The 14,267-nt window shown below is 64.7% G+C and carries 13 protein-coding genes; 6 read left to right on the top strand and 7 right to left on the bottom strand.

Annotated elements, in window-relative coordinates; translation table 11 throughout:
• Window positions 1-38: 38 nt before the first annotated feature.
• Window positions 39-965, top strand: coding sequence for an oxygen-dependent coproporphyrinogen oxidase (gene hemF, locus V6L75_RS19565; RefSeq protein ID WP_334253158.1), 927 nt, complete (start codon window positions 39-41; stop codon window positions 963-965).
• Window positions 966-969: 4 nt separating this feature from the next.
• Here the strand turns inward: hemF and V6L75_RS19560 are convergent, their stop codons facing one another.
• From V6L75_RS19560 to V6L75_RS19545, 4 genes are read right to left on the bottom strand one after another with little or no spacing between them, the layout of a single operon-like run.
• Window positions 970-2,211: a CCA tRNA nucleotidyltransferase gene (locus V6L75_RS19560; RefSeq protein ID WP_334253157.1), complete on the bottom strand. Its 1,242-nt coding sequence runs from the start codon at window positions 2,209-2,211 to the stop codon at window positions 970-972.
• A 35-nt stretch (window positions 2,212-2,246) separates the two neighbouring features.
• Window positions 2,247-2,507 (bottom strand): DUF6111 family protein, encoded by a 261-nt coding sequence (locus tag V6L75_RS19555; protein WP_334253156.1) that lies wholly within the window; start codon window positions 2,505-2,507, stop codon window positions 2,247-2,249.
• Window positions 2,507-3,193, bottom strand: coding sequence for a CoA pyrophosphatase (locus V6L75_RS19550; RefSeq protein ID WP_334253212.1), 687 nt, complete (start codon window positions 3,191-3,193; stop codon window positions 2,507-2,509). The genes V6L75_RS19555 and V6L75_RS19550 overlap by 1 nt, the downstream gene beginning before the upstream one ends.
• A gap of 5 nt (window positions 3,194-3,198) precedes the next feature.
• The gene (locus V6L75_RS19545; RefSeq protein ID WP_334253155.1) at window positions 3,199-3,828 is read right to left on the bottom strand and encodes a DUF1285 domain-containing protein; all 630 of its coding nucleotides are present in this window, start codon (window positions 3,826-3,828) and stop codon (window positions 3,199-3,201) included.
• Between the two features lie 276 nt (window positions 3,829-4,104).
• Between V6L75_RS19545 and V6L75_RS19540 the strand changes: the two genes are divergently transcribed.
• From V6L75_RS19540 to V6L75_RS19525, 4 genes are all read left to right on the top strand, one after another.
• Window positions 4,105-5,115: an AAA family ATPase gene (locus V6L75_RS19540; protein ID WP_334253154.1), complete on the top strand. Its 1,011-nt coding sequence runs from the start codon at window positions 4,105-4,107 to the stop codon at window positions 5,113-5,115.
• A 78-nt stretch (window positions 5,116-5,193) separates the two neighbouring features.
• A complete protein-coding gene (locus tag V6L75_RS19535) occupies window positions 5,194-6,072 on the top strand; it encodes a DUF58 domain-containing protein (protein ID WP_334253211.1) in 879 nt (292 codons plus the stop codon).
• Window positions 6,073-6,075: 3 nt separating this feature from the next.
• Window positions 6,076-8,931: a DUF4159 domain-containing protein gene (locus V6L75_RS19530; RefSeq protein ID WP_334253153.1), complete on the top strand. Its 2,856-nt coding sequence runs from the start codon at window positions 6,076-6,078 to the stop codon at window positions 8,929-8,931.
• A gap of 13 nt (window positions 8,932-8,944) precedes the next feature.
• Window positions 8,945-11,020, top strand: coding sequence for a hypothetical protein (locus V6L75_RS19525; RefSeq protein ID WP_334253152.1), 2,076 nt, complete (start codon window positions 8,945-8,947; stop codon window positions 11,018-11,020).
• A gap of 6 nt (window positions 11,021-11,026) precedes the next feature.
• Here the strand turns inward: V6L75_RS19525 and V6L75_RS19520 are convergent, their stop codons facing one another.
• The 3 genes from V6L75_RS19520 to V6L75_RS19510 all read right to left on the bottom strand — a co-directional run bounded on the left by V6L75_RS19520 (window position 11,027) and on the right by V6L75_RS19510 (window position 12,672).
• Complete coding sequence (locus tag V6L75_RS19520) at window positions 11,027-11,332, bottom strand: helix-turn-helix domain-containing protein (RefSeq protein ID WP_334253151.1); 306 nt, start codon at window positions 11,330-11,332, stop codon at window positions 11,027-11,029.
• Window positions 11,333-11,426: 94 nt separating this feature from the next.
• Window positions 11,427-11,921, bottom strand: coding sequence for a GNAT family N-acetyltransferase (locus tag V6L75_RS19515; RefSeq protein WP_334253150.1), 495 nt, complete (start codon window positions 11,919-11,921; stop codon window positions 11,427-11,429).
• A gap of 268 nt (window positions 11,922-12,189) precedes the next feature.
• Window positions 12,190-12,672 carry an NUDIX domain-containing protein gene (locus tag V6L75_RS19510; protein ID WP_334253149.1) on the bottom strand — a complete coding sequence of 161 codons (483 nt, stop codon included), beginning with the start codon at window positions 12,670-12,672 and terminating at the stop codon, window positions 12,190-12,192.
• A 477-nt stretch (window positions 12,673-13,149) separates the two neighbouring features.
• On the opposite strand from V6L75_RS19510, the gene V6L75_RS19505 reads away from it, so the two are divergent.
• On the top strand, window positions 13,150-14,076 hold the full coding sequence (locus V6L75_RS19505; protein WP_334253148.1) for a metallophosphoesterase family protein: 927 nt from the start codon (window positions 13,150-13,152) through the stop codon (window positions 14,074-14,076).
• Window positions 14,077-14,267 lie beyond the last annotated feature (191 nt).

Here is a 14,267-nt window from a genome sequence, read left to right as displayed (position 1 = left end):
GACGGAGCGGCAGCACCAGAGATGACGAAGGAGCGCCCATGACCAAGGCAGCCGAGCCAACACGCGGCGGCCCCGTGCCCGCCGGTATCGAAACCAAGAAGACGGTTGCCCCGGAATGGTTTGCCAGCCTGCGGGACCGGATCTGCCAAGCTTTCGAGGATCTGGAGGACGAGATCGGCGCCAAGGGCGGCCCCCTGGCGGATCAGCCGGCCGGCCGGTTTGTCCGCACTCCTTGGGAGCGAACCGACAGCTCCGGCGCAAAGGGCGGAGGCGGCGTCATGTCGATGATGCATGGCCGCGTATTCGAGAAGGTGGGCGTGCATGTCTCCACCGTGCACGGCGAATTCTCGCCCGAATTCCGGGGCCAGATCCCCGGAGCTTCGGAAGACCCGCGGTTCTGGGCATCAGGCATCAGCCTCATCGCCCACCCGCAGAACCCGCATGTTCCGGCGGTGCACATGAACACTCGTATGGTGGTGACAACGCGCCAGTGGTTCGGCGGCGGCGCCGATCTGACGCCGGTCCTCGATGCCCGCCGCACCCAGACGGACCCGGATTCCATCGCCTTCCACAAGGCCATGGAAGAAGCCTGCGCACCGCACAAGAATGCGGATTATCCGCGCTACAAGGACTGGTGCGACGAGTATTTCTTCCTCAAGCACCGCAACGAGCCGCGCGGCATTGGCGGCATTTTCTACGACTATCTGAACTCCGGCGACTGGGACGCGGATTTTGCCTTCACCAAGGACGTCGGCCTTGCCTTCCTTGGCATCTACCCAAAGCTGGTGCGTGCCAACTTCGAAAAATCCTGGTCAGAGGCTGAGCGCGAAGAACAGCTGATCCGGCGCGGGCGCTATGTAGAGTACAATCTGCTCTACGACCGCGGCACGATCTTTGGCCTCAAGACTGGCGGCAACGTGGCCTCGATCCTGTCCTCAATGCCGCCCGTGGTGAAGTGGCCCTGAGGCCTCATTCTCCCGAAAGAGCAGCAAGAAGCTCCTCGCGGGCTGCCCGGTAATCCGAGGCGGCCCAGAGGCTGCGCAGGCGTTCCATCGCAGAGCCCAGCGCCGGCCCCTTCGGCACCCCAGCGGTGATAAGGTCATGCCCTGTTACCGGAAACACCGGAATGTCCCAGCTTCGAGCCAGCTCATGCAGGCCCGCGAAACCCGTTTCACCGCGGCCTGCGGAACGGGCGCGGGCATGGGCGAGAACAAGGGCGTCGCACGCCGTCTCACGCCCCCAGGCCATCATCTGCGCCTTCAGCACCGCAGCTGGCCTTGACGCCAGCAACAAGGCAACCGACCCTTCGATGGCGCGGAACATCGTATCCCGCTCCTGATTGGACAGGCGCCAGCGGCGGGCGATGCGCCCGGCGTCTTCGCCGGCGAAACCGGTGAGGCAGGCAAGTGCCAGGATGGGCGAGCCAGCTTCCGGCAGTTCATCACTGAGAGACTTCAGCGCGGCGAGGCTGGCAAGGCGGGCCACCCCGCCCGTCAGCAGCGGCAGGATGCCCGTGCCTTCCATGACGGCGATCACCGGCGGGCAGGTTTTGACAGCGAGGATCTTCTTCATCTCCGCGCCGATCCGCTCCGCCGAAAGCTGTGAGAGCCCGTCCCGCAAACGTACGGAAGCCAACAGCCCCTCGTCATCCGTCGGGCCTGCGCCATAGGTGGCGTGAAAGCGGAAGAAGCGCAGAATGCGCAGGTAGTCCTCGCGGATGCGGTCTTCCGCCCGGCCAATGAACCGCACCCGGCGTGCGAGGCAATCCTCCAGCCCGCCGAGCGGATCATGGATCGTACCGTCAGCGCTGCAATAAAGTGCATTCATGGTAAAGTCGCGCCGGGCTGCGTCATGCGCCCAGTCGCGTCCGAAGCGCACCACCGCGTGACGTCCGAAGGTCTCCACATCCTCGCGCAGGGTGGTCACCTCAAAAGGCTCCCCGGAACTGATCACCGTCACCGTGCCATGGTCTATGCCGGTGGGGACAGCCTTCAGCCCGGCGGCTTCCGCGCGCTCCATTACCTGCTGCGGCAGCGCCGTGGTGCACATGTCCACGTCACGGATCGGCTCCCCCAGCAGGGCATTGCGCACCGCTCCGCCCACAGCCCGCACCTCGCCGCCATCCGTTTGCAGCGCCTCGAAGACGCGCTGGATGGCGGCACCGCGCAGCCATGACATGGCAGTGTCCGGAAGCTTGCGGGGCAAGGTCATGATGTCAGTCGCTCTCGGCGTTCCCGTTGCAGGGCCTATTCATAACGGCCAGGCGTCAGAACACCATTACGGAATTCCGCAGGCCGGTAAGTCTGCCCCTCGTGCTTGTCGTCATAGCTTGCCATCACGATGAAGCTCACGATCACGAGCCCGCCGCCCGTAATGAACAGCCAGAAAATGTGCCCCCGGCTCCAGGCTTCAGACTTTTCAGCCTTCTTTGAAAACCAAAGCCACAAGGCATAAGCCGCGAAAGGCAGCAGGAAAATTCCAATCTGTGTCAGTGTCACACGCAGCATCAGGCATAGACCGTTTCATAAAGCGAGCGCACGATGCCGGCCGTGACACCCCAGATATACCGGGTCTCATAAGGCATGGCATAGAAGTAGCGCGGGCGGCCTTGCCATTCACGGCTCTGGCGCTGATGGTTTTCCGGCCGCATCAGAAATCCGAGCGGCACATCGAAGATATCCGCCACTTCGCCCGGATTGGCCGTCAGTGGCGGCAGTTCATGCACAAGACCCACGACCGGCGTGATCCGGTAGCCGGACCCAGTCAGATAGGGCGACAGCCGGGCGAAGGGCTCAACGGCCGATGGGTCCAGCCCGATTTCCTCCTGCGCCTCACGCAGGGCGGCGGCCTCCGGGCTGCCGTCTTCAGGGTCGATCTTGCCGCCGGGAAAGGCAATCTGCCCGCCATGGGCCGTGAGATGCGGCGTGCGCAGCGTGAAAAGCACCGATGCCTCGCCCGGCTCAAGCCCCTGCAGCAATGGCTTGGCAAGGACAGGTATCAGCACCGCCGCCTCGCGCGGATCGCCCGTCCATTTGGCATAAGGCCCAAGGTCCGGATTGAGAATATGGTCGCCCGTGTCCCGTTCAGCGGCAAAAGGCAAGCGCCGCAGCGCGCGGGAGCGGAAGCCTTCGAATGAAAACAGGTCATCTGCCGCGCCAGGCATCCGCCCTGTCCGGGACCCGATTACGTCCATCACGCTCATGACCGATCAGCGCCTCCCCCTACCGTCTCGCCCAATGCCCCCTCCGGCAGCGGGAAAAACGCGCCGCTACTCCACACGCCCTGCACCCCTTCCTTTTCCTCGATCAGCTCAGCCAGATCATAGAGCAGCGGACGTGTCAGCCGTGCTTCCAGCCGCCCTCGCACAAGAACATAGGGCACAAGACCATCGTTTTCTTCATCCAGCCGGAAACGCAGCGGATTTTCTGCCCCCGCAACCACCACATCGCCAACATTTGACCGGAACGTGAGCTTTCGTGAGTCGCCTTGTCCGAGGCTGTGCATTTCGACAGCGAGGAACGGCGCATCTGCGACGCGGATACGAACCTTTTCCACAGGGGTCACAAGATAGTGACACCCGTCCTCATCCCTGCGCAGCACCGAAGCAAACAGCTTGACCAGCGCCTCGCGTCCGATAGGAGAGCCCATATAGGACCAGGAGCCGTCTTCGTGGACGGCCATGTCGATATCGCCGCAAAATGGCGGATTCCAGCGCTCTACCGGCGGCCTTTTTCCATCACCGCCGCCCGCACGGGAAATCAGCGCCGCAAGGGCATCAGCGGGCCGGGCCGAACCTGAAGAAGTGGAAAGCCGGGTTTCGTCTGTCATCAGTCGGGCCGCCCTGTCCGCCTTGCTGTTTCTGCCATGGTTCCGCCACCGGGACACTGTGTGATCCACATTGATCTGGAGCATCGTAGGCCTGTGCACAACCCGGCGCACGGAAAAAAGGCTTATACCAACCCGGATAAACTGTCAGAGTGAAAGAATGCAGCAGCGATCTGCCTGCCGCATCAGGCCGCCGCAAGGATGGCCGGAGTATGAAAGACGGAACGCTGCTCCTTTCCCGCCGGGCAAGGACACGGACAACGCCTTGAAGAGGTTTCCATGAGCGCAATCACCACGCCCCCTGCCAGCTCCGTCAACATTGTTGAGCAGGCCGAAAGGGCCGTCGCCCGCATTGGTGCGGCACGTGCCGATGTGGCCCGGGTGATCTTTGGCCAGGAAGCCGTGGTTGACCGGGCTCTGGTTACGATTCTCGCCGGCGGCCACGGGCTGCTGGTCGGTGTCCCCGGCCTTGCCAAGACAAAGCTGGTGGAAACACTGGGCACGGTGCTCGGCCTCAATGCCCGGCGTATCCAGTTCACGCCGGACCTGATGCCTTCCGACATTCTCGGTGCGGAAGTGATGGAGCAGGCTGCAGATGGCACGCGCGGCTTCCGCTTTATTCCCGGTCCGGTCTTCGCCCAGCTTCTGATGGCCGACGAAATCAACCGCGCCAGCCCGCGCACCCAGTCTGCCCTGCTGCAGGCCATGCAGGAATATCACGTGACGGTGGCCGGCCAGCCGCATGATCTGCCGCGCCCCTTCCACGTACTCGCCACCCAGAACCCGCTGGAGCAGGAGGGCACCTATCCCCTTCCGGAAGCCCAGCTGGACCGGTTCCTGATGCAGATCGACGTGCATTACCCGACGCTGGAAGCCGAGCGCCGCATCCTGCTGGAGACGACCGGTTCTGCCGAGGCCAAGCCCACAGCCGTGCTGAACGGGGAAGAGCTGATCGCCCTGCAGGCGCTCGTGCGCCAGATGCCCGTGGGCGAAAGCGTGGTCGATGCCATCCTGAAGCTGGTCCGCTCCGCCCGCCCGGCAGAACAGGGTGAAGGCGACGAGCTGTCCCGGCTGATCGCCTGGGGCCCCGGCCCCCGCGCCAGCCAGGCCCTGATGCTGACCGTGCGCGCCCGCGCCCTGATCGAGGGCCGCCTTGCGCCTTCCATCGACGATGTTCTGGCACTGGCCGAGCCGGTGCTGCAGCACCGCATGGCGCTGACTTTTGCCGCCCGCGCCGATGGCCACACCGTGCGCGAGGTGATTTCCCGCCTCAAGACCCGTATCGGCTGAGCCGGGAGGACCTGAATGGCAGGCACCAGCACGGCACCGGCAGCAGACACAACACAGACCAGCGGGCTGGGGCCGGGCATGCTCGCCTCCGCCCGCACGGTGGCCGAAGCCTTGCCGGAGCTGCTGGTGGAAGCGCGGCAGGTGGGCAATACGGTTGCCACCGGCTGGCATGGCCGCCGCCGTGCCGGACCCGGCGAAACCTTTTGGCAATTCCGCCCCTTTTCCATGGGTGAGCCTGCGCGCCGCATCGACTGGCGGCGCTCTGCCCGTGACGAGCATCTTTATGTGCGCGAGCGCGAATGGGAGGCGGCCCACACCATCTGGCTCTGGGCCGATCTGTCACCTTCCATGAATTTTGGCTCGAAGCTGGCCCCCGTCGTGAAGCGTGACCGGGCGCTGGTGCTGATGCTGGCGCTGGCCAGCATGCTGTCCGGCAGTGGAGAACGTGTCGGCCTGCCGGGCCTGACCCGCCCTATCACTAGCCGCGATGCACCGGAAAGGCTTGCTGCAGCCCTAGCCCATGCCACCCGCACCGATGCCCTGCCGGATACAACGTCCGTCCGCCGGTTCTCGGATGTGGTGCTGATCGCCGATTTTCTCGATCCCATAGCCGCCGTTACCGATTGGGTCGGGCGCGTCGCCTCGACTGGTGCGCGCGGGCATCTGGTGCAGATCCTCGATCCCATCGAGGAGAGCTTTCCCTTCGACGGAAGGGTGGAGTTCCGCGATCCCGAAGGCGGGCTGCGGCTGACCACAGGCCGTGCGGAAGGCTGGCGCGAGGCCTATCAGGCACGGCTTGCCGCCCGCAAGGCGCAGCTGCGCGAGATTGCCGGGCGCGCCGGGTGGAGCCACATTCTGCACCACACCGACAGACCTGCCACCGAGCCGCTGCTGGCGCTGCATGGCCGCCTGTCCGGTCAGCCGGGCGGCATAACGTCCGGCATGGGAGGGCTGTGATCCATGTTCGGCCTGCCCATCGGCTTCGCCTCCCCGCTGATCCTCTCCGCCCTTGCTCTGCTGCCGGTGATCTGGTGGCTGCTGCGGCTCACCCCGCCGCGCCCGCGCGAGGTCACCTTTCCGCCCACCCGGCTCTTGCTGGAAATCGAGAAACACGAGGAAACCCCGCAGAAAAGCCCCTGGTGGCTGACAGCCCTGCGCCTCTTGCTTGCAGCCCTGCTCATCGTAGCCCTCGCCGGTCCCGTATGGCGGCCCACGGAACAGCTGACGCTTGAGGGCGGGCCGCTGCTGCTCGTCATCGACAATGGCTGGACCTCCGCCAAGGACTGGGACCGGCAGGTGGCAACGGCCCAGCAGATCCTGGACACAGCAACAGAAACCGGCACTCCCGTCATACTGCTGGCAACAGCCGAAGGACCTAATCAGCCACTCAATGCATCCACCGCAGCAGCTGCGGGAGAAAGGCTGCGCGCACTTGAGCCACGCGCCTACGCACATCAACGCGCCGAACTGATCACCGCCCTGCGCAAGGCCTTGCAGGAAACGCCGGTAGAACAGGCGGCCTGGATTTCCGACGGGCTGGAAGATGATGCTCCGGGCACCTTCCAGCGGGACTTCGGACAGATGCTGGGCAGCAAACCGCTGACAGTTTACGCCGGCCTTCGCACACCGATGGGCCTTGCTGCCCTCACCAGCAATGCCGACGCACTGACTGTGACCGTGATCCGCAAGCCCGGCGAAGGCCCTGTGACCGTTCGCGTCCGCGCGGCAGACCTGCGCGGCCTGACGATCGGCGAGGCAGATGCCGTCTTTGCGGATGGCGCCACGGAGGCAACCGCCTCCTTTTACCTGCCAAGCGAACTGCGCAACGATATTGCCCGGCTGGAAGTCTCCGGCGAACGCGCCTCGGGCGCTGTAAAGCTGCTGGATGACAGCTGGAGGCGGCGCACGGTTGCGCTCATTTCCGGCGCAAGCGCAGACCAGGCGCAGCCGCTGCTCTCGCCGCTCTATTATCTGCAGCGCGCACTTGCGCCTTTTGCCGATCTGAAGACCCCGCGCACGGCAGACCTTAGCGAAGCCATTCCGGAACTGCTGGCCGAGGGCGTTTCGGTGGTGATGCTTGCCGATGTCGGGCGTCTGCCAGACAATGCCGCCGCCGAGCTTGGCCGCTGGGTGGATGGCGGCGGGTTGCTGGTGCGCTTTGCCGGGCCCAGAACGGCGGGCGGCACGGATGACCTGCTGCCGGTGCGCCTGCGCGCCGGGGACCGCACGCTGGGGGGAAGCCTCTCCTGGGAGCAGCCGCAGAAGCTGGCACCTTTCCCGCAGCAGTCGCCCTTTGCAGGACTGACCATCCCTGAAGAGGTGGAAGTGACGCGGCAGGTGCTGGCAGAGCCCACCGCCGATCTGCCGGACCACAGCTGGGCCATGCTCAGCGACGGCACGCCGCTCGTTACCGCACAATCGCGCGGCACCGGCGCCATCGTGCTGTTCCACGTCACCGCAGACACCGGCTGGTCCAACCTGCCGCTCTCCGGCGTCTATGTGGAGATGCTGCGCCGGATTGTAGCCCTGTCCAATCCGGCGGCCGCGGCGCCATCTGCAGAGACGGAAGAAACCGGCACCAGCGCCGTGCTTGAGACCGACACCGCCGTGCGCAACGTTCTGCCGCCGCTGCGCCTGCTGGATGGCTATGGCGTTCTCTCCAGCCCGCGTGCTGATGTCTCCCCCATTGCCGTAGCTGATTTTGCCCGGACGAAGGCCAGCCGCGCGGCGCCGCCGGGCCTTTATGGGGCAGACGACGGCTTCCGGGCGCTCAACCTTCTGGATCAGGGGGCCAAGCTTGTGCCGCTCGACATGTCCCTCTCCCCCAACGCGGACCTTCGCCCCTATGCGGACAGTGAGCCGGCGGACCTGAGAGCGCCGCTGTTCCTCTCCGCCTTTGGGCTGATGGCGCTGGATGCCCTGATCGTGCTGCTGCTCGCAGGACTGATCAGCCGCCTGCGTCTTCGCCGGATGGTGCGCACAGCAGGCGCCCTGCTGCTGGTTCCCGCCCTCGCCCTTTCACTTGTGGCACAGCCGTCTCCGGCCGGGGCGCAGGAAAGCGCTGACGATGTAAAGGCGCTGGAAGCAACGCTGGAAACACGGCTCGCCTATGTGGTGACCGGCAATGCAGAGATTGATGCGGCATCCGCTGCCGGTCTGGAAGGTCTGTCGCGCTATCTCGCCGATCGCACTGCTCTGGAACCCGGGACACCCATGGCCGTGGACATTTCGAAGGACGAGCTGGCCTTCTATGCCCTGCTCTACTGGCCGGTTGATCCTTCAGCGGCAAAGCCTGATGACCGCACGATGGCCCGGATCGACAGCTTCATGCGCAATGGCGGCAGCATCCTGTTCGACACGCGCGACAATCTGGTCAGCTCCGCGAGCGGTTTCGGTACGACGCCTGCCACCGCCAAGCTGCGCGAGATCCTCGATGGCCTCGACGTGCCGCCGCTGGAACCCGTGCCCTTCGACCATGTGCTGACCAAGACCTTCTTCCTGCTGGAGAGTTTCCCCGGCCGCTATGCCACAAGCCCGCTATGGGTGGAGGCGAGCGAAGACGGTCCGGCGGATGATGGCCGGCCAGTGCGGGCCGGCGATGGCGTGTCGCCTATCCTCATCACCGGCAACGACATGGCCGCAGCCTGGGCGGTGGATGCCAACGGTACCTATCTTTACCCCACGGTGCCCGATGATCCGCTGCAGCGCGAATATGCCTTCCGCGCCGGGGTCAATATCGTCATGTACAGCCTGACCGGCAACTACAAGGCCGATCAGGTGCACGTTCCCGCGCTGCTGGAACGGCTGGGACAATGAGGGGAACGCGGCGATGAACTGGTCCCTCTCCTTTGCGCCCTTCCTGCCCTGGCCGGTGCTGGGCGGCGCTGCCGTGCTGGTGCTGGGCTTCCTGGTGGCAGGCCTTTTGATGCGCGTGCGCGGCACATGGCTGCGGGCGTTGGCGCTGGCGCTGGCGCTCGCCGCTCTCACCAATCCGGCGCTGGACCGGGAAGACCGGGAGCCGCTTTCAAGCGTCGTGGCACTGGTGGTGGACAAGAGCCAGAGCCAGTCACTGGAAAGCCGCGCCACTGTGACGGATGACGCTGCAAAGGCGCTGGAAGACCGCCTTGCCGCCCTGCCCGGCTTCGAGGTGCGCCGCATCGAGGTGAACCCCAGCACGCAGGATGACGGCACAGCGCTGTTCAATGCACTCTCCGGCGGGCTTTCCGATGTGCCGCCCGACCGGGTGGCCGGCGCCATCATGGTGACTGACGGTCAGGTTCATGACATTCCCGCCACCGCAGATGCCCTTGGCTTCAAGGCCCCGCTGCATGCGCTGGTGACCGGACGCCCGGACGAAGGCGACCGGAGGCTGGCGCTGGTCCGTGCCCCGCGTTTCGGCCTCGTCGGCTCCGAGCAGACTGTCCGGGTTGAGGTACGCGACATGGGCACGCTGGCAGGCAGCGGCCAGCCGGTGACCATCCGCGTGCGCCGGGACGGCCAGCCCATCACCGAACAACGGGTGCAGCCCGGCCAGCCTGCGGACATTGCCGTGCAGATCGCCCATGGCGGGCAGAACATCTTCGAATTCGAGACGGATGCGCTTCCCGGCGAACTTACGCCCATAAACAACCGCCTTGTGGTGACGGTGGATGGCATCCGCGAGAACCTGCGGGTGCTGCTGGTCTCCGGCTCCCCGCACGCGGGCGAGCGCACCTGGCGCAATCTCCTGAAATCCGATGCGTCGGTGGATCTCGTCCATTTCACCATCCTGCGCCCGCCGGAAAAGCAGGATGGCACGCCGGTCAACGAACTGTCGCTGATCGCCTTCCCCGTGCGCGAGCTGTTTTCCGAGAAGATCGACGAGTTCGACCTGATCATCTTCGACCGCTATGTGAACCGTGGCGTGCTGCCGATGCTCTATTTCGACAACATCGCCCGTTACGTGCAGGCTGGCGGTGCGCTGCTGATTGCGGGCGGCCCGGATTATGCGGAAGCTTCAACCATCTACCGCACGCCCATGGCCCCGGTTCTGCCAGCAAGACCCACAGGCAATGTCATTGAAGGCCCGTTCTATCCGGAGGTGTCAGAACTCGGCAGCCGCCACCCCGTGACCCGCGGCCTGCCCGGCGCCAGCTCCGAGCCGCCGCAGTGGAGCCGCTGGTTCCGTGCCGTAGAAGCAGAAGTCGATGCGGGAGAACAGCTGATGACAGGCCCCAGCGACCTGCCGCTTCTGGTCCTCAGCCGTCAGGGTGAAGGCCGCGTGGCAACGCTGCTGTCCGATCACGTCTGGCTTTGGGCGCGCGGCTATGAAGGTGGCGGCCCCTATGTGCCGTTGCTGCGGCGCCTCGGCCACTGGCTGATGAAGGAGCCCGACCTTGAGGAAGAAGCTCTGCGCCTCTCCCTGCGCGGCCCGTTGCTGCGGATTGAACGTCAGACTCTGGGTGAAACGGCAGCCCCGGTCACGCTCACGCCCCCTTCCGGAACCCAGCGCCAGCTTGAGCTTTCCGAGGAAGAGCCGGGCTTGTGGACGGCAGGCCTGCGCGTCACGGAGCTTGGCCTCTATACCGTGACGGACGGCGAGCGCACGGCGCTGATACACGTGGGTCCGCAGAACCCGCGCGAGTTTGCCGACGTTATCTCCACCACATCAAAGCTCGGCCCCCTCGCCTCCCAGACAGGCGGCGCTGCGGTAAGGCTGGCGGATGCAGGCGGCGAGGTAAACCCGCCCCGTATCGTGCCCATGAACCGGGCGGATGGCTTCTCCGGCAGTGGCTGGATGGGACTGAAGACTTCTCAGGCAAGCGTGCTGAAGGGCATCGACCGCTACCCCGTTTTCAACGGCCTCGCCGGTCTCGCCCTTCTCCTCGGCGCCCTGTCGCTCGCCTGGTACCGTGAAGGCCGGTAAGGGGGCTTAAGTCAGACTGAAGCTCAGCTTGCGGCCAACGGCAGAGGCGGCCTTCAACAGGGTGTCGAGCTGCACCCGGTCATTCGACGGATCAAGGATACGCTCCAGCTGCGAGGCACTGGTGCGCATCCGCCGCGCCATCTCCGACTTTGTAATCTTCTGCGTCTTCATTGCATGCAGAAGCTGGAGCGCCAGCGTGCGCTTGATCGCAACCGCCGTCACGTCTTCCAGCAGACCGTCTTCTTCGAGCAGACTATCGAGGCTCGCCTCTGCCTGCGGCTCAAAAGCTGCAACACCGTCAGATCCCATCATGATCCGAACCCCTCTATTCACCCAGCCGCAGCGTAAGGTCCGCGCGCGCTGTCTGTTTTTCAAGATGAAATGCCCCCTCTAACCGGGGCATGGCTTACCGGCCGCCGCGAACCGCGCCGGAAGGCATGGGGGCGTCTGTCAGGCAGGCCACCAGAAGGCGTGCCGGGTCCACCGGTCCTGGCAGGGTAATCTGTCCGAAGGGCACAGGCGCAAAGCCAAGCGGGCCATAATAGGGAGGATCACCGACCAGCAGCACCGCCGTTTCGCCAAGCCGCCGGGCCTCGTCCAGCGCCGTACGCATCAGCAGTTTGCCGAGGCCACGGTTCTTGAACTCCGGCGCAACAGTCAGCGGCCCCAGCAGCATGGCAGGCGTTTCGCCAATGCGGATCGGCGTCAAACGGACGGAACCCGCAATGGAGCCACCGGCAGTGCCGACATAGCTCAGTTCAGCAGAGTGGGGCACGCCCTCGCGGATACGGAAGGCTGTACGGGCAAAACGGCCCGGGCCAAAGGCTTCAGCTTGCAGGGCTTCAACAGCGGCCTCGTCAGAGGGCGCCTCAAGACGAATGAACCAGGTATCGGTCTTCATGGCAGTTGGCATCTCGGCATTATGGTCTGGCGTTCTTGCGCCCTGCCCTGAAGATGCCAATGGACGAACCGGTCAGCAGCCAGAAACAAGACGCACGCGTGCGATCGGGATAAAGTCCCGTGCGCTCCGTCGTCGTCGCTGTTCGTGGCTCGAAATCATCGTGAGTCGTCCCGTGTCCGGCACAACTGCTGCCGGAATGAATCGCGAGTATCATGAAGCTGGCCGGCTGGTCCAGCAGTTTTTGCAAGGGTTGCCGGACGCAGTGCGCTCACCAGTAGGCGCTGGGATGCAACCGACCGGAAATTTCGTCCACCCGCCGCTGCGTCGCCCCGGTCACATCCAACGGCAGCGCATCGGGAGAAAAGAAGCGGGCCTCCTGGATTTCCTTGTTGGGAACCGGCGATGTCATGCCGGGCTGCCATTCGGGAATCTCGAACAGGGCCACATGATCACGGCTGGAGCCCTCGCGGTTGTGATAGATACCGAGCAGGTGGGGTTCAGCCTGAGCCACAATCCCGGTCTCCTCGAAGACCTCCCGCACGGCCGCCTGTTGCAGGGTTTCCCCAACATCCACGCTCCCGCCCGGCAGGTACCAGCCGGACATGTAGGTGTGCTTGACCAGCAGCACATAGCCATTCGCATCGCGAATGACCACGCGGACGCCGAGCGTATGAGCACTGCGGAAAAGATTGGCGGAATGAATGATGCGGCGCAGCAGAGCCGGCGGCAAAATACGCAGAACCTTGTACATGCGCGGCAGTATGCTGAACATTGTGGTCAGGGCAAGCCCTTCCCGGAAAACGCGGTAAAAACCTGTTCACCTGTCATGCAGGAAACGCAGGGCAGCCCGCCACTTCCATGAGTTGTGCACCTGCGAAGAGTGGCTATATTCACATCATTCCGATGAAGAAATAGGCAGCAACTTGCGCAATGTCTGTGCGAGGCTCCCATCGGAAAACCAGACGAGACACACATGTTTACCGCCCTGTTCGCGCGCCGCACTCGCAACCGCCGCTTCGCATGGAAGCCCGCAGTTGACATGAGCAACCCGCGCATCCGCGCCGCTCTGACCACTTTCGCGGCCAACTGACACTGGCAATCTGGACGCTGCGCGGCGGGCCCTTTGAACAGCCCGGACACAGCGCAGACCAGACGCAAACTTGCCGAAAGCGCCCCCATCGGGGCGCTTTTTGCTTGACGGGTCCAGGCACACGGGGGAAGGAAAGGCATGTTCCGCCTTGCCCATCTTTCCGACCCGCACCTCGGCCCGTTGCCGGAGCCTGAACTGCTGCAACTCCTGTCCAAGCGCATCCTTGGCTATGTGAACTGGCGGCGGAACCGGAACAAGGCCATGGGCGGGGATTATCTGGCCGCCCTCATCGAGGATATGCTGGCGGAAGTACCAGACCACATTGCCCTGACCGGCGATCTCGTGAACATCGCCCTCCCCCTCGAAATCGAAGCAGCAAAGGTCTGGCTGGATGCGGTGGCGCCGCCGGATCTGATGTCTCTGGTGCCAGGCAATCACGACGCCTATGTGCCCGGCGCGCTGAGGTCCGCTTTCAAGGCCTGGCGCCCCTACATGACCGGTGACCATCCGGCAGAGCCGGACAGCCGCAACAGCATCAAGGCGCACTTCCCCTATCTGCGCCGCCGCGGGCAGCTGGCCCTCATCGGCGTCTCAACCGCCCGCGCCAGCGCGCCGGGCCTTGCCACGGGACGCATCGGCGTGCCGCAGACACGGCGGCTGCAGGACATGCTGGAGGCAACCGGCCAAGAAGGCCTGTTCCGGGTGGTGATGATCCATCATCCGCCGTTCAAGGGAGCCACACGCTGGCACAAGCGGCTCGAGGACGCCTCACGCCTGCGCGCTGCCGTCAAGCGCAGCGGGGCAGAGCTTGTGCTGCACGGTCACACCCACATCGACAGCCTGACCAGCATCGAAGGCCCGCACGGCCCCGTTCCGGTCATCGGAGTCCCCTCGGCCAGCCACGCACCCGGCGGCAGCAAGCCCGGGGCGCGCTATAATCTCTTCAGCATCGCACGGGAAGATGGAATCTGGCGCTGCACAATGCAGGAACGCGGCTTTGCAAAGGCCGGAGAAGGCATCAGCGCCATTGCCGAACGGGAAATCGCGATTCCGGCAGGGCCGTAGAGCCGCCTTCAGACTGCCGGCAAACTTGCGGCCTCTCCCCCGGCCGACACTGACGCCTGCTTTTGGTTTTGCCCCGCCCTTCAACCTCACTCAGGCGTCACCCCGGCCAAGCGGAGCGCGAGCCGGCAACTGTTTCATTGATGTCTGAATGTGGCGTTCTCCCGGAGCATGGCATTGAGGATTGTGAGGAG

The sequence above is a fragment of the Pannonibacter anstelovis genome (genome assembly GCF_036881715.1).
GTDB lineage: Bacteria > Pseudomonadota > Alphaproteobacteria > Rhizobiales > Stappiaceae > Pannonibacter > Pannonibacter anstelovis.
Note: the sequence above shows the minus strand (reverse complement) of the source record. Positions and strands in the feature narration are given on the sequence as shown.